The organism is Komagataeibacter sucrofermentans DSM 15973, from assembly GCF_040581405.1.
In the GTDB taxonomy this organism is placed as follows: Bacteria; Pseudomonadota; Alphaproteobacteria; order Acetobacterales; family Acetobacteraceae; genus Komagataeibacter; species Komagataeibacter sucrofermentans.
The window spans coordinates 361,500-380,214 of sequence record NZ_CP137157.1; the positions used below are offsets into that span (position 1 = coordinate 361,500).

General features: G+C 65.0%; 17 protein-coding genes. 15 read left to right on the forward strand and 2 right to left on the reverse strand.

The window, feature by feature from the left end; genetic code table 11:
• Positions 1-69: 69 nt before the first annotated feature.
• Both argJ and R5N89_RS01745 read right to left on the reverse strand, forming a co-directional pair.
• On the reverse strand, positions 70-1,305 hold the full coding sequence (argJ, locus tag R5N89_RS01740; protein ID WP_110569034.1) for a bifunctional glutamate N-acetyltransferase/amino-acid acetyltransferase ArgJ: 1,236 nt from the start codon (positions 1,303-1,305) through the stop codon (positions 70-72).
• Positions 1,306-1,389: 84 nt separating this feature from the next.
• Positions 1,390-2,289, reverse strand: coding sequence for a peptidylprolyl isomerase (locus R5N89_RS01745; protein ID WP_354680691.1), 900 nt, complete (start codon positions 2,287-2,289; stop codon positions 1,390-1,392).
• Between the two features lie 248 nt (positions 2,290-2,537).
• Here R5N89_RS01745 and secA point away from each other — a divergent pair, with 248 nt between their 5' ends.
• From secA to folP, 15 genes are all read left to right on the forward strand, one after another.
• Entirely contained in the window at positions 2,538-5,279 is a 2,742-nt protein-coding gene (secA, locus tag R5N89_RS01750; RefSeq protein ID WP_354680692.1) for a preprotein translocase subunit SecA, read from the forward strand.
• Positions 5,280-5,344: 65 nt separating this feature from the next.
• Complete coding sequence (locus R5N89_RS01755; protein ID WP_110569031.1) at positions 5,345-6,094, forward strand: YebC/PmpR family DNA-binding transcriptional regulator; 750 nt, start codon at positions 5,345-5,347, stop codon at positions 6,092-6,094.
• An 8-nt stretch (positions 6,095-6,102) separates the two neighbouring features.
• The gene (gene ruvC / locus R5N89_RS01760; protein WP_110569030.1) at positions 6,103-6,609 is read left to right on the forward strand and encodes a crossover junction endodeoxyribonuclease RuvC; all 507 of its coding nucleotides are present in this window, start codon (positions 6,103-6,105) and stop codon (positions 6,607-6,609) included.
• Positions 6,606-7,226, forward strand: a complete 621-nt coding sequence (gene ruvA, locus R5N89_RS01765; protein ID WP_110569029.1) for a Holliday junction branch migration protein RuvA — start codon at positions 6,606-6,608, stop codon at positions 7,224-7,226. Before ruvC ends, ruvA begins: the two co-directional genes overlap by 4 nt.
• Complete coding sequence (ruvB, locus tag R5N89_RS01770; RefSeq protein ID WP_110569028.1) at positions 7,223-8,284, forward strand: Holliday junction branch migration DNA helicase RuvB; 1,062 nt, start codon at positions 7,223-7,225, stop codon at positions 8,282-8,284. The genes ruvA and ruvB overlap by 4 nt, the downstream gene beginning before the upstream one ends.
• Complete coding sequence (locus R5N89_RS01775; RefSeq protein WP_110569027.1) at positions 8,271-8,690, forward strand: YbgC/FadM family acyl-CoA thioesterase; 420 nt, start codon at positions 8,271-8,273, stop codon at positions 8,688-8,690. Before ruvB ends, R5N89_RS01775 begins: the two co-directional genes overlap by 14 nt.
• Before the next feature lie 201 nt (positions 8,691-8,891).
• Positions 8,892-9,557: a protein TolQ gene (tolQ, locus tag R5N89_RS01780; RefSeq protein WP_110569026.1), complete on the forward strand. Its 666-nt coding sequence runs from the start codon at positions 8,892-8,894 to the stop codon at positions 9,555-9,557.
• Between the two features lies 1 nt (position 9,558).
• Positions 9,559-9,990 carry a protein TolR gene (tolR, locus tag R5N89_RS01785; protein ID WP_078524994.1) on the forward strand — a complete coding sequence of 144 codons (432 nt, stop codon included), beginning with the start codon at positions 9,559-9,561 and terminating at the stop codon, positions 9,988-9,990.
• A 30-nt stretch (positions 9,991-10,020) separates the two neighbouring features.
• On the forward strand, positions 10,021-11,013 hold the full coding sequence (locus R5N89_RS01790) for an energy transducer TonB (RefSeq protein ID WP_110569025.1): 993 nt from the start codon (positions 10,021-10,023) through the stop codon (positions 11,011-11,013).
• Positions 11,014-11,043: 30 nt separating this feature from the next.
• Positions 11,044-12,411 carry a Tol-Pal system beta propeller repeat protein TolB gene (gene tolB / locus R5N89_RS01795; protein WP_110569024.1) on the forward strand — a complete coding sequence of 456 codons (1,368 nt, stop codon included), beginning with the start codon at positions 11,044-11,046 and terminating at the stop codon, positions 12,409-12,411.
• Between the two features lie 248 nt (positions 12,412-12,659).
• Positions 12,660-13,133 (forward strand): peptidoglycan-associated lipoprotein Pal, encoded by a 474-nt coding sequence (pal, locus tag R5N89_RS01800; RefSeq protein WP_110569023.1) that lies wholly within the window; start codon positions 12,660-12,662, stop codon positions 13,131-13,133.
• A gap of 113 nt (positions 13,134-13,246) precedes the next feature.
• A complete protein-coding gene (locus R5N89_RS01805) occupies positions 13,247-14,005 on the forward strand; it encodes a hypothetical protein (RefSeq protein WP_110569022.1) in 759 nt (252 codons plus the stop codon).
• 23 nt (positions 14,006-14,028) lie between these two features.
• The gene (gene tilS, locus R5N89_RS01810) at positions 14,029-15,306 is read left to right on the forward strand and encodes a tRNA lysidine(34) synthetase TilS (protein WP_110569021.1); all 1,278 of its coding nucleotides are present in this window, start codon (positions 14,029-14,031) and stop codon (positions 15,304-15,306) included.
• Positions 15,307-15,438: 132 nt separating this feature from the next.
• Positions 15,439-17,379, forward strand: a complete 1,941-nt coding sequence (ftsH, locus tag R5N89_RS01815) for an ATP-dependent zinc metalloprotease FtsH (RefSeq protein WP_110569020.1) — start codon at positions 15,439-15,441, stop codon at positions 17,377-17,379.
• A gap of 238 nt (positions 17,380-17,617) precedes the next feature.
• Positions 17,618-18,667, forward strand: coding sequence for a dihydropteroate synthase (gene folP / locus R5N89_RS01820; RefSeq protein WP_110569019.1), 1,050 nt, complete (start codon positions 17,618-17,620; stop codon positions 18,665-18,667).
• The last annotated feature ends 48 nt before the right edge of the window (positions 18,668-18,715 follow it).

Sequence of the window (18,715 nt, forward strand, 5' to 3'; positions counted from 1 at the left end):
AAAAAAAGACGCCGCCTTTTTTTGAATAAAGGCGGCGCCCGGAAACTTTTACTTTTTTATCCGTGCCTGTCAGCTGCGATAGGAGCCATTGATGTCGATATAGCCATGCGTGAGGTCACACCCCCACGCCTGCGCCGTGCCGTTGGCCAGGCCAAGGTCGATCGCGATCTCGATTTCCTGGCCCTTCATGTGGGCCACGACCGGGGTTTCGTCGTAGTCGGACACCACGGTGCCGCCCTGCGCGATCCATGTGCCGCCTATGGCGACGGAAAGCGTATCGCGGTTGGCGGGTTCGCCGCATTTGCCCACCGCCATGACCACGCGGCCCCAGTTGGCGTCCTCGCCCGCTACGGCGGTCTTGACCAGTGGCGAGTTGGCCACGGCCATGGCCACCCTGTGGGCCGACTCATCGGAGGTGGCGCCCGTTACGACCACATGCATCATCTTGGTCACCCCCTCGCCATCGCGGATGACGAGCAGGGCCAGTTCCAGCAGCAGCGAATCAAGGGCCGCGCGGAAATGGGCCAGTTCGGGCGAGGCAGGGTCGGTGATCTCGGCATTGCCGGCCTGGCCGGTGGCGAACAGCAGCACCATGTCGGAGGTGGAGGTGTCCGAATCCACCGTGATGCAGTTGAAGCTGCGGTTCACGCCCTCGGTCAGGAAGGACTGGAGCACGCTGGCGGGTAGCTTCGCGTCGGTGGCGACAAAGGCGAGCATGGTGGCCATGTCGGGGGCCACCATGCCGCTGCCCTTGGCAATGCCCTGGATGCGCACCGTGGTGTCGCCAATCTTCGCCGTGCGGGTCGCGGCCTTGGGGAAGGTGTCGGTGGTCATGATGCCACGCGCGGCATCCGCCCAGCCATCAGCGGAGAGGGTGGAATACAGGCCGGGCAGGGCTGCCGAAATCTTCTGGTAGGGCAGTACCTCGCCAATCACGCCGGTGGAGGCGAGGAACACCTCGCTGGCGGCGCAGTTGACCAGACGGGCGGCATCGGCCGCGTTGGCCTGTGTCGCCTCAAAGCCGGCCCGGCCGGTAAAGACATTGGCGTTGCCCGCATTGACCACCAGCGCGCGGGCCCGGCCATCGGCCATGGCGGCGCGGCACCAGTCCACCGGGGCGCCGGGGCATTTGCTTTTTGTATAGACGCCCGCCACCGTCGTGCCCGGTGCGAATTCAGCCATGACCAGATCGGTGCGCCCCGTGTAGCGGATGCCGGCCTCGGTCGCGCCAAAACGCACGCCAGCCAGCGCTGGCAGTTCGGGCAGGGGCTGGGCAAGGGGGGAGACGGGCAGGGCTTTGGCCATGGTCGGTCGGCTTCCGGTGCAGGGACGGGGGAAAAACTCGGATGGCGCGGCAGGGCAGGGGCCCCGCCGCGCGGCAGCCCGCTTTTAGTGGGCGGGCTGGTTTTCAGGCAGGGGCTTGCCATCGGGGCCGTAGCGCACGACCTTGACCTGTGCGAGCGCGTTGGCAACCGCCTTCTGCACGCCGTCCTGGATCAGCTTCTGGCGGATCTGGTCGCGCGTTGCGTCAAGCGTGGGGGTGGGCGCGGTGCGCTTGCCCAGCACCTGGATCACGTGCCAGCCATACTGGGTGTGCACCGGGGTCTGGCTGTAGCTGTTGGGCTGCATGGAAGAGGCCGCATCCCAGAAGGTCGGCAGCATGTCGCCCTTCTTGAACCAGCCCAGGTCGCCGCCATTCTGCTTGGCCGAGCCGGGATCCTTCGACAGCTTGGTGGCCAGCTGCCCGAAATCGGCGCCGCCCTTGAGCTGCTTGATCACGTCGTTGGCCTCGGCCTCGGTCTGGACCAGGATGTGGCGGGCATGAATTTCTTCCGCGCCCGGCTTGTTGGCGTAGTTCTTGTCGTAATACGCCTTGACCGCATCATCGGTCAGGGTCGGTGCGACCTGTGCCGACAGGTAGGCATTCTGCAGCGCCCCCTGCGAGGCCTGCTGCATCTGCTGCTGCACGTCGGGCTGCTTGTCGAGCCCGGACTTGGTGGCGGCAAGCTGGATGGCGCGCTGGTCAACGAGCTGGTTGAGCAGGATCGGCACGATGATGTTGTCGGGCAGCTTGCGCAGCTGCTCGGGCATCGTGGCCATGGCCTGCCGCACGTCATTGAGGCGGATGTCCTGCCCGTTCACGCTGGCGAGCAGCGGATTCTGGTCCGCCGTGGCCGGTGCGGCGGGCGCCGCTGGCGCGGGGGAGGCCGCCATTGCAGGAGGAATGATGAAAGAGGAAGCAAGCAGGGCCATCGTTGCGACAGCCTTTGCCGGACTGATAGTCCGCATGTGCAAAAAACCCTAGTTATGAACGCGTTCGGCAGGCATCATGGCGAAGGGCGGCCCTGCCTGCAAGGGCCGTATGGCGGATGGCCGTTTCCCCCCGCTTTTTCCATGGCGCTGCGGTCCATCGGTTGACCCGTGGCGGCGTGGGTCCTATCTCATGTCTCCGCGCGAGAATTTTATCCGCACGCCTGCCCCGTCCCCGCCAGTCATTGTGTGCGGGCGTGCGGGAATGTCATTCCGGGAAGGTCTTCATGTTCGCCAGTATTGCCCGCGCCCTGTTCGGAACCGCCAATGACCGGGCGCTGAAATCGTATCAGCGGCGCGTGCCCGCAATCAACGCGCTCGAGCCGCAGGTCCAGGCGTTGGATGACGTAGCACTTGCCGCCAAGACACCGGAATTCCGCGCCCGCATCGCCAAGGGCGAAAGCCTTGACGCCCTTCTGCCCGAAGCCTTTGCCGTATGCCGCGAGGCGGCAAAGCGCGTGCTGGGCATGCGCCACTTCGATGTGCAGCTCATTGGCGGTATGGTGCTGCATGATGGCAAGATTGCGGAAATGCGCACCGGCGAGGGCAAGACCCTCGTCGCCACCCTTGCCGTCTATCTCAGCGCGCTTGCGGGGCAGGGCGTGCATGTCGTGACCGTGAACGACTACCTCGCCAGCCGCGATGCCGAGCAGATGGGCAGGCTGTATGGCTTCCTTGGCCTGAGCGTGGGCGTGGTCGTGCCCAACATGCCCGAGGACGAGCGCCGCGCCGCCTACCGGGCCGACATCACCTACGGCACCAATAACGAATTCGGCTTCGACTACCTGCGCGACAACATGAAATACCGCGTGGAAGACATGGTCCAGCGGCCCTTCCATCATGCCATCGTCGATGAAGTCGATTCGATCCTGATCGACGAGGCCCGCACCCCGCTCATCATCTCCGGCCCGGCCGAGGACAGCTCCGGCCTCTACCGCTCGGTCGATGAAGTGATGGTCGCCCTCGTGGCCGACCCCGAAGCGTATGAAAAAGACGAGAAGTTCCGCTCCGTCATCCTGACCGAAAAGGGTGCCGAACAGGTGGAGGAACTGCTGCGGGGCGCAGGCGTGCTGCATGATGGCGGCCTGTATGACAGCCAGAACGTGGCGGTGATCCACCACGTGCAGCAGTCGCTGCGTGCGCACACGCTGTTCACGCGCGATGTGGATTACATCGTCAGCGGCGGCAAGGTGGTCATCATCGACGAGTTCACCGGCCGCATGATGGAAGGCCGCCGCTACTCCGATGGCCTGCACCAGGCGCTCGAGGCCAAGGAACACGTTGAGGTGCAGCAGGAGAACCAGACGCTGGCCTCCATCACCTTCCAGAACTACTTCCGCATGTATCCGCGCCTGTCGGGCATGACCGGCACCGCCATGACGGAAGCCGATGAGTTTGCTGATATCTACAAGCTCGACGTGATCGAGATCCCGACCAACCTGCCCGTCGCCCGCAAGGACGATGATGACGAGGTCTATCTCACCGCGCGCGAGAAGTACGAGGCGGTCGCTGGCCTGATCAAGGAAATCAGCTCGACTTCGGGCCAGCCGGTGCTCGTCGGCACGACCTCGATCGAGAAGAGCGAGCATCTCTCCTCGCCGCTGCGCAAGAATGGCATCAGGCACAGCGTGCTCAATGCCCGCTTCCATGAACTCGAGGCCGAGATCGTGGCACAGGCTGGCGCGCCCGGCGCCATCACCATCGCCACCAACATGGCCGGGCGCGGCACCGACATCAAGCTCGGCGGCAACGTGGACATGCTGATCAGCCAGAAGCTTGGCGGCATTGAAGACCCCGAGGAGCGCGCCCGGCAGGAAGAGGCCCTGCGTGCTAAGGTGGCACAGGATCACGATATCGTGCGCAAGGCGGGCGGCCTGTACGTGATCGGCACCGAGCGGCATGAAAGCCGCCGCATCGACAACCAGCTGCGCGGTCGCGCCGGGCGGCAGGGTGATCCGGGCAATTCACGCTTCTTCATCTCGCTTGAAGATGACCTGATGCGCATCTTCGGCACCGACCGCATGGGCAATATCCTGCAGAAGCTGGGCCTGAAGGAAGGGGAGGCGATCGTTCACCCCTGGATCAACAAGGCCCTGGAGCGCGCGCAGAAAAAGGTCGAGGCCCGCAACTTCGACATGCGCAAGAACACGCTCAAATATGATGATGTGATGAACGACCAGCGCAAGGAAGTGTACGCCCAGCGTCGTGAATACATGGCGGCGGAAGACCTTTCGCCCATCATCACCGAAATGCGCGAGGACGTGATCCACGAGATCGTGGCCCGCCGCATCCCCGAGAAGTCCTTCCCCGAACAGTGGCTCAAGGATGAACTGGCGCAGGATGTGCAGACTGCGCTCAACCTCACGCTGCCCATCGCGGAGTGGGCGGCGGAAGATGGCGTGGATGGCACGGTGGTGACCGAGCGCATCGAGCAGGCCGCAGCCCAGGCGCAGGCCAGCCGGGCCGCCAATTTTGGCCCGTCCGTCATGCGCTTTGTGGAAAAGCAGGTGCTGCTGACCACGTTCGATGCGGTGTGGAAGGAGCATCTGCTCGCCCTTGACCAGCTGCGCCAGGGCATTGGTCTGCGCGCCTATGGGCAGAAGGATCCGCTCAACGAGTTCAAGCACGAGGCGTTCGAGCTGTTCAATGCCATGCTCGACCATCTGCGCGCGCGCGTCACCTCCTCCATGGCGCGGGTGGAAATCGCGCCGCCGCCCATCGACAACCCCTTCGCAGGTGTTGCCGAAATCCATTCCGACCCCGAGGTGCCGGGGCTGGAGAACGAGCCGGGCCCTGGCCTCATGCCCGATGCGGCGGGCAACCTGCCCGATCCCGCCATGGGCAAACCGATCGGGGCCGCGGCCATCATGCCCGATGATCCGTCAAGCTGGGGCGAGGTCTCGCGCAACGCGACCTGCCCGTGCGGGTCGGGCAAGAAATACAAGCATTGCCACGGGCGGCTGGTCTGAACGGCCAGCCCCACCCGGGCCGATAGACAAGACAGTAACAAGAACAACACGATCAGGGACGAACGATGGCAGGTCATTCCCAATTCAAAAACATCATGCATCGCAAGGGCGCGCAGGACGCCAAGCGGGCCAAGCAGTTTGCCAAGGTCATCCGTGAAATTACCGTAGCCACGCGCGAAGGCATGCCCGACCCGGCCATGAATCCGCGCCTGCGTGCCGCAATCTCGGCCGCGCGTGAAGTGAACATGCCCAAGGATACGGTCGAGCGCGCCATCAAGAAGGCGAGCGGCGCGGGTGGCGGTGATGATTACACCGAGGTCCGTTATGAAGGCTACGGCCCGGCAGGCGTTGCCGTGATCGTGGAAGGGCTGACCGATAACCGCAACCGCACCGCGTCTGACGTGCGGGCTGCGTTTTCCAAGCATGGTGGCTCGCTGGGCGAGACGAATTCGGTCTCCTTCATGTTTACCCGCCTTGGCGTGATCGCCTATCCGCTTGATGCCGCGAGCGAGGATGACCTGATCGAGACCGGCCTTGAAGCCGGCGCCGAGAATGTCGAGACCGTGGACGGCATGCATGAAGTGACCTGCCCGGTCGAATCCTTCTTCGCCGTGCGCGATGCGCTGGAAACCCGCTTTGGCGAGCCGGCTTCCGCCAAGCTGGACTGGCGGCCGTCCAACACGGTCGAACTCGATGAGGACAAGGCCCGCAGCGTGTTCAAGCTGATCGACACGCTGGAAGATCATGACGACGTGCAGGCCGTGTACGCCAATTTCGACGTGCCGGACGACGTGGCCGAAAAGCTTTCGGCCTGATCCGGCCTGTGGTCCGCATCCTGGGCATCGACCCCGGCCTGCGTTTTACGGGCTGGGGGGTGATTACGGCGCAGGGCAACCGGCTGAGCCACGTGGCCGATGGCGTGATCGCCACCGATTCGGCGCTTTCCGTGCCCGAGCGCCTGCGCCACCTGCACGATGCGCTGCTCGAACTGGCCCGCAACTTCGCCCCCGATGAAGCGGCGGTGGAGGAAACCTATGTCAACCGCAATGGCGCTGCCACGCTCAAGCTGGGCTATGCCCGTGGCGTGGGGCTGCTGGTGCCCATGCTGCTCGATATTCCGGTAGCCGAATATGGCGCCAAGACAGTCAAGCGCGCGGTGGTGGGCACGGGTGCCGCCACCAAGGAGCAGGTCAGCATGATGGTCCGCCGTATCCTGCCCACTGCCCTGCTCAAGCGCGCCGATGCGGCGGATGCGCTGGCCGTGGCCATCTGCCACGCGCATCATCGCGCCTCAGCCGCCCATATCGCCAATGCCACGAGGATGGCATGATCGCGCAACTGCGCGGCCTGCTGGCACAGGTCGAGGCCGATCGCTGCGTGATTGATGTCAGCGGCGTGGGCTACCTCGTGCAGGCCTCGAGCCGCACGCTCGCGGCCCTGCCGCAGCCGCCGGAACTGGCCCTTGTGCTGGTCGAGACCGTGGTGCGCGAGGATGCGATCCTGCTCTATGGCTTTGCCGAAGCCTCGGAGCGCTCATGGTTCCGCCTGCTCACCACCGTGCAGGGCGTTGGCGCCAAGGTGGCGCTGGCCATCCTGTCGGTGCTGCCGCCACCTGAACTGATGGTGGCCATCGGCAGTGGCGACAAGACCATGCTCACCCGCGCGGGCGGCGTGGGCGCGCGGCTGGCCCAGCGCATCGTGACCGAACTGCGCGACAAGTGCGAGGGCATGCCCACGGGTGCGCCTGCGGCTGGCGGCGTGCCGGGTGTGACCATTACGGTGCCCACGCCGCGCAGCATTGCGGCGGATGCCGTACTGGCGCTGTCGGGCCTTGGCTTCAGGCGGGCAGAGGCGCAGCCTGTGGTCGAGCGCGTGATCGACCGCTTTGAGGGGGATGTGAACCTCGATGTCGTGATCCGTGACGCGCTGAAGGAACTGGCCCGATGAGTGAGCACCCCGAGCGCGAGATCGACGCCCGCCGGGCGGAGGAAGACGGCAACGAAGGCAGCCTGCGCCCGCAGACGCTTGATGACTTTACGGGCCAGAAGGCCAGCCGCGAGAATCTGGCCATCTTCATCGCCGCAGCCCGCCAGCGCGGCGATGCGCTGGACCACGTGCTGCTGCATGGCCCCCCGGGCCTGGGCAAGACCACGCTGGCGCAGATCGTGGCGCGCGAACTTGGCGTGGGCTTTCGCGCAACCTCGGGGCCAGTGATCCAGCGCGCGGGCGATCTGGCCGCCATCCTGACCAACCTCCAGCCGCGCGACGTGCTGTTCATTGATGAAATCCACCGCCTGCACCCCTCCATCGAGGAAGTGCTGTACCCGGCGATGGAGGATTTCCAGCTTGACCTGATTATTGGCGAGGGGCCAGCGGCGCGGTCCGTGCGCATCGACCTCTCGCCGTTTACGCTGGTCGCGGCCACCACGCGGGCGGGGCTGCTGGCAACGCCGTTGCGTGACCGCTTCGGCATTCCGCTGCGGCTGGTGTTCTACACGCCTGAGGAGCTGTGCCAGATCGTGGTGCGCGGGGCGCGCAAGCTGGAATTTGACCTCACCCCGGAAGGGGCGGAGGAAATTGCCCGCCGCTCGCGCGGCACGCCGCGCATTGCGGGCCGCCTGCTGCGCCGGGTGCGCGATTTCGCCGCCGTGGCGCGGGCAGGGCGTGGCCCGGTTGACCGCGCGCTGGCCGATGCGGCGCTGTCGCGCCTCGAGGTCGATTCGATGGGGCTTGATGGCATGGACCGGCGCTACCTGCGCCGCATTGCCGAATACCATCATGGCGGCCCTGTAGGGGTCGAGACGCTGGCCGCGGCCCTGGCCGAGGCGCGCGATACCCTCGAAGACGTGATCGAGCCTTACCTGATTCAGGAAGGGCTTGTGCTACGCACCAGTCGCGGCCGCATGCTGGGCGAGCGGGGCTGGCGGCATCTGGGCCTGCAGCCGCCCGCCCGCGTGCCCGGCCAGGGCGACCTGCTCGGAGAGGGGACTGATGGTTCAGCATAGTATCGATTTCCGCATCTATTACGAGGATACGGATGCGGGCGGCGTGGTCTATCACGCCCGCTACCTCGCCTTTGGCGAGCGCGCCCGCACCGAAGCCATCCGTGCGCAGGGGCACTCGGCTGCTGACCTGCTCGATGATTTTGGCCTGGCCTTCGTGGTGCGCCATGCGGCCATGGACTACCGCGCCCCCCTGCGGCTCGATGACATCGTGTGCGTTACGACTCGCCTGACAGAGCTGGGGGCTGCGAGCTGCAGGCTGCTCCAGACCTTCCACCGGGCGGGGGTGGCGGAAAAACCCGATTGTGGCACGCTCGATGTGCGGCTGGCCTGCGTGCGGGCCGCCGATGGGCGCGCGGCCCGATTTCCGCCGTTATGGCGTGATCTGTTGCGCGGGCTGGTCGGCTGAGCGTTACAAAGCCATGCAGGACGTGTGTTCTTTTTGTGTCATGGGTTGACCGTGATGCAAGGCTGTGCGGAAAGCAGGTTGGCCGTGGCTTGCCAAGCGGGCAATCTTCGTGTTTGAGCGAACGGCCAAGGTGGGCAGGAGGCGTATTTGGACCAAGCGGTTAATGCAGCGAATCTGGGTGCTGCAGCGGGTGATCTTTCAATGTGGGCGCTGTTCATGCACGCCTCAATTGTGGTCAAGCTCGTCATGATCGGGCTGGTGACCAGCAGCATCATTGTCTGGGCCATCATTTTTGATAAATTCACCACCATCCGCCGGGTCAACCGGCAGGCCAACGATTTCGAGGAGCGCTTCTGGGCTGGTGGCAGCCTTGAGGATCTGTACGAATCCGATGGCGCCAAGCCCGTGCACCCGATGGCCGCCGTCTTTGGCGCGGCCATGGGCGAATGGCGGCGTTCATCGCGCATTTCGGGTATCGACCTGGTGCATGGCGGCGTGCAGGACCGCGTCAACCGCGCCATGGCCATTACCATCACGCGCGAGATGGACCGGCTGAACCGCTGGATCATCTTCCTCGCCACCATCGGGCCGGTGGCGCCCTTCATTGGCCTGTTCGGCACGGTATGGGGCATCATGCACGCGTTCGGCTCGATCGCGGCCATGCACAACACCAACCTTTCGGTCGTGGCGCCGGGCATTTCCGAGGCGCTGTTCGCCACCGCCATCGGCCTGGTCACGGCCATTCCCGCCGTGATCGCCTATAACGTGGTCAGCAACAGCATGAGCGTGTTCGAGGACCGGCTGGATGCGTTCGGCACCGAGTTCGCCGCCATCCTGTCGCGCCAGTCGGAAGAAAGGGGCGCGTAACATGGGGGCAAGCCTGGGCGACCTGCGGGGGCGGCGGCGCAAGCGGCGCCCCATGGCCGAGATCAACGTCACACCCCTGGTGGACGTGATGCTGGTGCTGCTCATCATCTTCATGGTGACAGCGCCCATGATGACCAGCGGCGTGAACGTGGACCTGCCCAAGACGGATGCGGCCCCGGTCAATACCGACACCAAGCCCATCACGGTGTCGATCCGCTCCAATGGCGACCTGTATCTGGGCGATGAACCCGTATCGCAGGACCAGTTGGTGGACCAGCTCAGGGCGGCGGCGCAGAATGACAGCGAGCACCGTATTTTCGTGCGCGGTGACCAGCATATCGATTATGGCCGCGTCATGCAGATCATGGGGCAGATCACGGCGGGCGGCTTTACGCATGTGGCCCTGCTGGCCCAGCAGCCACCCGGTCACTAAACAGAATCTGATACCAGGAGCCGTCTGATCGTGGTCCCACCGCGTCGTTCCGAACGCATCCTCATGCGGCGTTCCATCCTGGTTTCGGGCGGGCTTCATTTTGCCCTGCTGGTGGCGGTGCTGCTCAGGCTGCCCGTGCCGGTGCCCAAGGAGCCGCCGCCCCCGCCCACCATCGAGATGGAATTCGCAGCCGATACGGGCACATCAACCCCGCACAAGGGCGACAAGCCGGCCCCCAAGCCCGCCCCTGCGCCCGCCCCGGTAAAGCAGGAGGCGCCGCCTTCGCCCACGCCGCCGGAAAAGGAACCCAACGAGGAGGCGGCACCCCCGCCGCCCCCGCCGCCACCCATGCCGCCGCCGCAGCAGGTGTCCAAACCCGTGCCGGATGCGCCAACCCCGCCGCGTGAGCAGACGCCATCGCCCGATGCGGTGAAGCTGCCGCCCACGCCGCCCAAGGCAGCCCCCGCGCAGGCGCACGCCCCCGTGCCGCCTTCGGCCCAGCCTGACCCCACGGCCGCGCCCAAGGTGCAGGAGCAGTCACGCACCACGCAGCCCAACGAGGCCAAGAAGCATGTGCCTGATACGCACTCGCTGCTGGCAACACTCGATACCTTCCGCGCGGACCAGAAGCAGACCCACCCGCCCAAGGCCCGCCCCAACCCGCAGCAGGGTGGGGCGCCCGATGGCGGGGGCTCGCCGGATGGCGACATAACCAGTTCCATGACCGCCACCGAGCAGAAGGCCATCGGCAACTCGGTGCGGCGCTGCTACTCGGAAGATACGGCGGCCCGTAATTATGCCCAGTTTGTGGCGCATCTGGTCGTGACGGTGGATGGCACCGGCATGGCGCGCATGGTTGACTTCGCGCCGCAGACACAGGCGCAGATGGAGGCTGACCCGTCCTACCGCGCGCTGGCCGAACGCGCGCGTGATGCGGTGCTCAGCCCGACCTGTGCCAAGCTGCCCATTCCGCAGAACCTGCTGGGCCAGACCCGGCAACTGAAATTCGTATTCCGTCCCTGATACAAAGCGGACGAAGGCGAGGAGAGGAAAATGATGTCAAGCGTAAAGCCATTGATCCCGGATGATGATGCCGCACGGCTGGCATCGGCCTTCAGCCGGCGTGGTTTCATGGGCGCAGGCGTTGCGGGCGGGCTTATGGCCACGCCGCTGTTCGCTGCAGGTGCCGCCCATGCACAGGATGCGGGTGCCGCCGAAATCACGGTTGACCAGGCCCGTACCGCCCCCATTCCCATTGTCCTGCCCTCGCTTGGCAGTGGCGTGGCCCAGCAGATCACGGATGTGATCTCGGCCGATCTGGGCAATTGCGGCCTGTTCCGCCCCATCAGCGCCAGCATGCCGCAGGGCACGCCCCCGTTTGCCACCTACAAGTCAATGGGCGCGCGTGCGGTCATGACCGGCAAGGTGGTCGAGCAGGGCAGCAGCCTGCGCGTCGAGTTCCGCCTGTGGGATGTGCTGACCGGCAAGCAGTTGCAGGGCACGGCCTATACGGCCGCCACCCAGGACTGGCGTCGCATCGCGCATGTGATTGCCGATGTGATCTACAGCCGCCTGCTTGGCGAGCAGGGCTATTTCAATTCCCGCATCGCCTATATTGCCCGCTCCGGCCCGCGCGCGCGCCAGGTCACGCGGCTTGCCATCATGGACCAGGATGGCGCGGACAGCCGCTACCTGACCAACGGCCAGTGGCTGACGTTGACGCCGCGCTTCAACCCGGCCAATAGCGAACTGGCATTCATGTCCTATGCCAACTACAGGCCGCGTGTTTACCTGTTCAACCTAAATACCGGGCAGCAGCGCCTGCTGGGTGACTTTACGGGTATTTCATTTGCACCGCGCTTTGCCCCCAACGGGCAGTCGGTCATCCTGTCGGTCACGCGCGGTGGCGGGTCGGACATCTTCGTGGTCGATCTTGCCACGATGGCGCGCCGGCAGATCACCTCCTCCGGGGCGATTGACACCAGCCCATCCTACAGCCCCGACGGGTCGCAGATCGTGTTCAACTCCGACCGTGGCGGCTCGCAGCAGCTCTATGTCATGAGTGCATCAGGCGGCGAAGCGAAGCGGATTTCCTACGGGCACGGGCGCTACGGCTCGCCCGTATGGTCGCCGCGTGGGGATCTGATCGCGTTCTCGCGCATTGCCAATGGCAGCTTCTCGCTTGGCGTGATGGCGCCTGATGGCACGGGCGAGCGAATCCTGACCCAGGGCTTTACGGTGGAAAGCCCCACTTTCTGCCCCAACGGGCGCGTGCTGGCGTTTTGCCGCCAGAGCGCGGCCGGGGCAAATGGTGCCGGATTTGCAACAGGTATCAATACAATCGACATCACCGGCTTCCATGAACGCGCCCTGCCTGCGGGCAGCGCCTCTGATCCGGCATGGTCGGGCCTGAATAAGTAAGTTTTTTCAATGCGTTGGACAAACACATCGCCCTAACCCACTCAATTGACAAATGGCGGGTATGTGTTTGTTCCGCGTTGACTGAAACCGGATTTGAAAGCTATGCTAGTGGCGGTTTCCAGCGATCGCGAGTTTCTGTTTTACAATTTGTTTGGCAGGGCGCAACGAGACTCGGGACCGTTCTATATTTAAATCCGGAAATTCAACAAATGGTTTCGAAACAAGAAACCGATCCAGGATCCAAAGTAATGAAACTGAAGCTTTTTGGTGCGGCCGGTCTGGCGCTCTTCCTTGCCGCCTGTTCTGACCATGCGAACAAGAACGTAAACACCGGCGCTGCCACGCAGCAGCAGGTTGGCCCCGTGCCCGGCAGCGAGGCCGATCTGGTCGCGACCGCTGGTGACCGCGTCCTGTTCGCGCTGAACCAGAACTCGCTGTCCAGCGATGCGAAGGCAACGCTCGACAAGCAGGCCGCATGGCTGGCCAAGTACCCGCAGGTGCATGTGCAGGTCGCCGGTAACTGCGATGATCGCGGCACCGAGGAATACAACATCGCGCTGGGCGAGCGTCGTGCCAACGCGGCGCATGACTACCTGGTGGCCAAGGGTGTCGATGCATCGCGCATCACCACCATCTCCTATGGCAAGGATCGCCCGACCGCCGTTGGCGATGACGAGGCTTCCTGGGCCCAGAACCGCAACGCCATCACGGCGGTGCAGTAAGTTTCTGCCAGCACTTCCACGAAGTGTGGCGGTATGGAACCGGCCGGGCGCTTATCGCTCGGCCGGTTTTGTTTTAGGTAGACGTGCGTAGTGTTGCTTGAAGGGTATGGTCCATGCGGTCTGTTATGTCGTGTTTCCTTTCGGTTCCCGGCCGGTTTTCACGGTGGGGGCGGGTTGGTATGCTGGCAGGTGGCGTATCGCTGGCCTGTCTGGCCAGTGCGCGCGCAAGTGACAGTGGCAACCTGACCCTGCAACTGCTTGACCGGGTCAACACGCTTGAAGAGCAGACGCGCGAGATGCGCGGGCAGATCGATCAGCTGACCAATCAGGTGCAGCAGCAGAATGCCGCCATGAGCAAGCAGATCGATGACATGAATTTTGCCATGCAGCAGCATGGCCATGCTGCCGCAGGGGTTCCGGCTGCGGCGACGGCGGCCAGTGGCGTGACGCCTGCAGCGCCCGCCGCAGCAGCCCCTGCCACGGCCAAGCGCAGCCCCGATGATGTGCTCAAGGCAGGCAATGATGCGCTGTTGCAGCATGATTACGCCACGGCGCAGGCCGATGCGCAGCAGGTGCTCTCCGGCCCCAAATCCGCCAGACAGATTGATGCGCAGTACCTGCTGGCCCAGTCCCTGGCGGGGCAGAAGCAGTACCGTCAGTCCGCCCTTGCCTATTACGATACCTATAACCGCGCCCCGCATGGCCAGCGCGCGCCAAGCGCCCTGCTCGGTGTTGCGGCAACACTGGTGGCGCTGAACGACAAGGCATCCGCCTGCCAGGCGCTGGACAAGCTTTCCAGCGAATTTCCCACGCCCGCCCCGCGCATCAAAGCCGCCGAGTTGGTCTACCGCAAGCGCGCCAAATGTAGCTGATTGCCTGCAGGGGTGTAGGGCGCATGCAGCCTTCCGGACCGGTCAGCCCGGCCTGTTTCGCCGCCCGCATGGCTGCTCTTGGTCCGTGGCCGGGGCAGGGCATGCCTGTCTGCATTGCGGTATCGGGTGGGGCGGACAGCATGGCGCTGGCCATTCTGGCCCGGGGCTGGCGGCGTGATGTGGTGGGGCTGGTGGTGGACCACGGGCTGCGTGCCGAGTCGCGGCTTGAGGCCGAGCAGACGGTGGCCCGCCTGCTCCAGCTTGGCATACCCGCCCGCCTGCTGGTGCTTGAAGGGCTGGCGCGCGGCCCCCGCATGGCCGAGCGTGCCCGGCGCATGCGTTATCAGGCCCTGTTTGCCGCCTGCCGCGACCTTGGCGCGCTTGACCTGCTGGTGGCCCACCATGCGGGCGACCAGGCGGAAACCGTGCTCATGCGCCAGCAGGCTGCAAGCGGGGATGACGGGCTGGCCGCCATGGCGGTGGCGACGGACATGGCGGATGTGCGCCTCGTCCGCCCGCTGCTGGGCGTGGGCAAGGATGCCCTTTATGCCACGGTGCGGGCGGCAGGCGTGAACTGGGTGGAAGACCCCTCCAACACTGACCTGCGCACCGCCCGCGCCCGGGCGCGTCATGCCCTTGCGGCAGATCCCCCACGGGCGGCCACGCTCCTGACGGATGCCCTGCAGGCTGGACAGGCCCGCAAGGCGCGTGATGGGGATGATGCACGCTGGCTGGCCATCCATGCCCGCTTTCACCCCGGTGGCTGGGTGGTGCTGCCCGCGGATCTTGCGCCGCCACGGCTGCTGTCGGCCCTGATCCGCGTGGTGGGGGGGCGGGATTATGCCCCGGCGCGCGAGGCGGTGGCAGCGCTTGCCGCCCGGCCCCGGGCGGCTACGCTGGCCGGGGTTGCCCTCCTGCCCTGGCGTGAAGGGCAGTGGCTCGTGGCCCGTGAGGAAGCCGGTCTTGCACCCCTCATCCCCGCCAGATCAGGAGCCATATGGGACCGGCGTTTCATCCTGCACGCGGCCTCCCTGCCGCCGGGCTGGCGCGTGGGTGCTGCGGGGCCGGTGGCCGCATGGTGGCCGCATGGCAGGGGGCGGTCGTGCTGGCCCGCGCGATTGTTGCGCACGCTGCCTGCGCTATGGCATGATGGACAGGTCAAGGCCGTGCCCCATATGGGCCTGCGCGCGCAAGAACGTGCCGCCGCCCATGCGGTTTTCATGAACCAGCCCCCCCATCCCGTGCTCGACTGCGCTGTATTTGGCGACGCCGAACGCCACGAGGCAGGTGGACTGGCATAAAAGGTTGGCGGGTGGGGGTGTGAATATCCCCTGATCGTCCTATGTATGATAGGACGTAGTGAACGTGGCATCTGTTCGCCTGCCCGCTGTGGGGCATGGGCGAGGGGGCCAGCGGATGGAACAGTGGACAAGATGAACAATTTCGGCCGGAACTTGCTCCTGTGGGTTATCATCATCGTCCTGCTGCTGTTGCTGTTTAATGTCTTCCAGCCGGGAAGCGTGCAGCATGCATCGCAGCAGTTGGCGTATTCCGATTTCATCGGAGACGTGAACAGCGGGCATGTTCGCTCTGTCGTGGTGCAGGAGCACAACATCACCGGCACGCTGACGGATGGCACGTCGTTCGATACCTATACGCCGCAGGACCCCACCCTGATTTCCCGCCTGACGGAAAAGGGCGTGGAAGTCGTGGCCAAGCCGCTTGAGGCGGATACCAACCCCATCCTGCGCTACCTCATCAACTATGCGCCGCTGCTGCTCATGGTGGGTGCCTGGATCTTCATCATGCGCCAGATGCAGTCGGGCGGTGGCCGGGCCATGGGCTTTGGCAAGTCGCGTGCCCGCATGCTGACCGAAAAGCAGGGCCGCGTCACCTTTGATGACGTGGCCGGCATTGATGAAGCCAAGGGCGAACTGCAGGAGATCGTCGACTTTCTGCGCGATCCGCAGAAGTTCACCCGCCTTGGCGGCAAGATCCCCAAGGGCGTGTTGCTCGTAGGCCCTCCCGGCACCGGCAAGACGCTGCTTGCCCGCGCCATTGCGGGTGAGGCGAACGTGCCGTTCTTCACCATCTCGGGTTCCGACTTTGTGGAGATGTTCGTGGGCGTGGGCGCATCCCGCGTGCGTGACATGTTCGAGCAGGGCAAGAAGGCCGCGCCCTGCATCATCTTCATTGACGAGATCGACGCTGTCGGCCGCCATCGTGGCGCAGGCCTTGGCGGCGGCAATGACGAGCGCGAGCAGACGCTCAACCAGATGCTTGTCGAGATGGATGGCTTTGACAGCAATGAGGGCGTGATCCTGATTGCCGCAACCAACCGCCCCGACGTGCTTGACCCCGCCCTGCTGCGCCCCGGCCGCTTCGACCGTCAGGTCGTGGTGCCCAACCCCGACGTGGCGGGCCGCGAGAAGATCCTGCGCGTGCACATGCGCAAGGTGCCGCTGGCCTCCGATGTGGATCCAAAGGTCATTGCCCGTGGCACACCCGGCTTCTCGGGTGCGGACCTTGCCAACCTGGTCAATGAAGCCGCCCTCATGGCCGCCCGCCTGGGCAAGCGCACCGTGGCGATGCTCGAGTTCGAGAACGCCAAGGACAAGGTGATGATGGGCGCCGAGCGCCGCTCGCTTGTCATGAGCGAGGACGAGAAGAAGATGACCGCCTACCACGAAGGCGGGCATGCGCTGGTGGGTATTCTCACGCCGGGTTCCGACCCGGTGCACAAGGCCACCATCATTCCCCGTGGCCGGGCGCTGGGCATGGTGATGAGCCTGCCGGAGAAGGACCGCTACTCCGAAAGCCGCTCGTGGTGCATTGGCAAGCTGACGCTGGCTATGGGTGGCCGCGCGGCTGAGGAAATCATCTTCGGGGCCGACAATGTCTCGACCGGTGCCTCGGGCGACATCAAGATGGCGACCGACGTGGCCCGCCGCATGGTGACCGAATGGGGCATGAGCGAAAAGCTGGGCATGGTGGCCTATGGCGGCAACGGGCAGGAAGTGTTCCTTGGCCATAGCGTGACGCAGAACAAGAACGTATCGGAAGAAACGGCGCGCGAGATCGATAACGAGGTGCGCAAGCTGATCGATGCCGCCTATGAGCGTGCCCGCAGCCTGTTGCTTGAGCATATCGACCAGCTTCACCGCCTTGGCGCGGCGCTGCTGGAATATGAAACCCTGACCGGTGAGGAAATCCGTCAGGTGCTGCGTGGCGAGAAGATCGAGCGCGTGGTGGTGGATGACCCGATGCCGGAGAACCGCCGTCCTTCCGTGCCGCCTTCGGCGCCGTCCGCTCCTGTGGCTCCGCTGCCCACGCCAGAAGGTGAGGGTGGGGTGGGTACTGCCCCGGCTGGCTAGGTTGCCTTGATAGAAAACAAGTAAAAGTTTCCGAATGCCGCCTTTTCTCAAAAAAGGCGGCATTCTTTTTAGGCTTTAGGCTGGCAGGCTTTTCAAACAGGCTCTTATATGAACATGGCGGGGCGGCTTCAGGCTGTTCCGCCATGTCTGTATCCGGTCCCCCGGGCGCGGACAGGAAATGATGGGCGCATGGAAAGCCGCTTCATCAAAAACTTCTTCATGATCGGATGCGTATTTCGTGGGTCATTTCTCCAACCAGCCGCTGATTGAGCCACTGGCCCTGCTGCATGGCGAAGCGGCCCGGCAGGCGGTGGCGCAGGGTCTTGCGCACTGGTTTGCAGGCGGCCCGCATGCCTATGCGCTTGCCCGCCTGATCGGGCAGGGGCAGGAAGGGACAATCGTGCCGGTTGCAGCTCTTCCCCCCGCATGGGAGGAGGCGGCCCGGCGCGTCAGCGCAGCCGTGCCCGATGCAGGGCTGCCACCGGGCCCGCAGGTCATGGGCATCATCAACGTCACCCCGGACAGTTTCAGTGATGGCGGCCAGCATGACCGCGTGGAGACGGCGCTGGCACGCATCAAGGCGTTGCATGCAGCCGGGTGCCGGGTGGTGGATATTGGCGGCGAGAGCACCCGCCCCGGCGCGCCTGCTGTTCCGGCCGAGGCGGAATGGGGGCGGATCGGCCCGGTCATCCGCGCCGTGCGGGCCTGTTCCGCGCTTGATGACCTGCATCTCTCGATTGATACGCGGCAGGCTGCGGTCATGGACCAGGCGCTGGCGGCCGGGGCGACGCTCATTAACGATGTCTCGGCGCTGACGCATGACCCCGCCGCGCGTGCGGTCGTGGCGCGGCATGGCTGCCCGGTCATGCTCATGCACATGCGCGGCACGCCCGCAACAATGCGCGCGCACACGACATATGGCGATGTGGCGGTGGATGTGGTGCGCGAACTCGGCCAGCGGGTGGAGGAGGCGGTGGCAGCAGGCATTGCGCGCACGCGCATACTGGTTGACCCCGGCATCGGCTTTGCCAAGACGCTGGAAGGCAACCTGACCCTGCTGGCCCGCCTGCCGCTGCTGGCCAATCTGGGGTGCCGGGTGGTGCTGGGCACATCACGCAAGCGCATGATTGGCGAACTGGGCCACGAACCCGATGCCGCCGCACGCGATCCGGGCACGATTGCGGCCAGCCTGCCCGGAATGGTCTTTCCCGGCGTGGTGCTCCGGGTTCACAATGCAACGGCCATGATCCAGGCCATGCGGGTGCGGCAGGGGCTGGATCAGCAGTAACAGGTAAGGTAGGTCGGTGTCCGACCAGAACGTATCCGGAGATTCCCA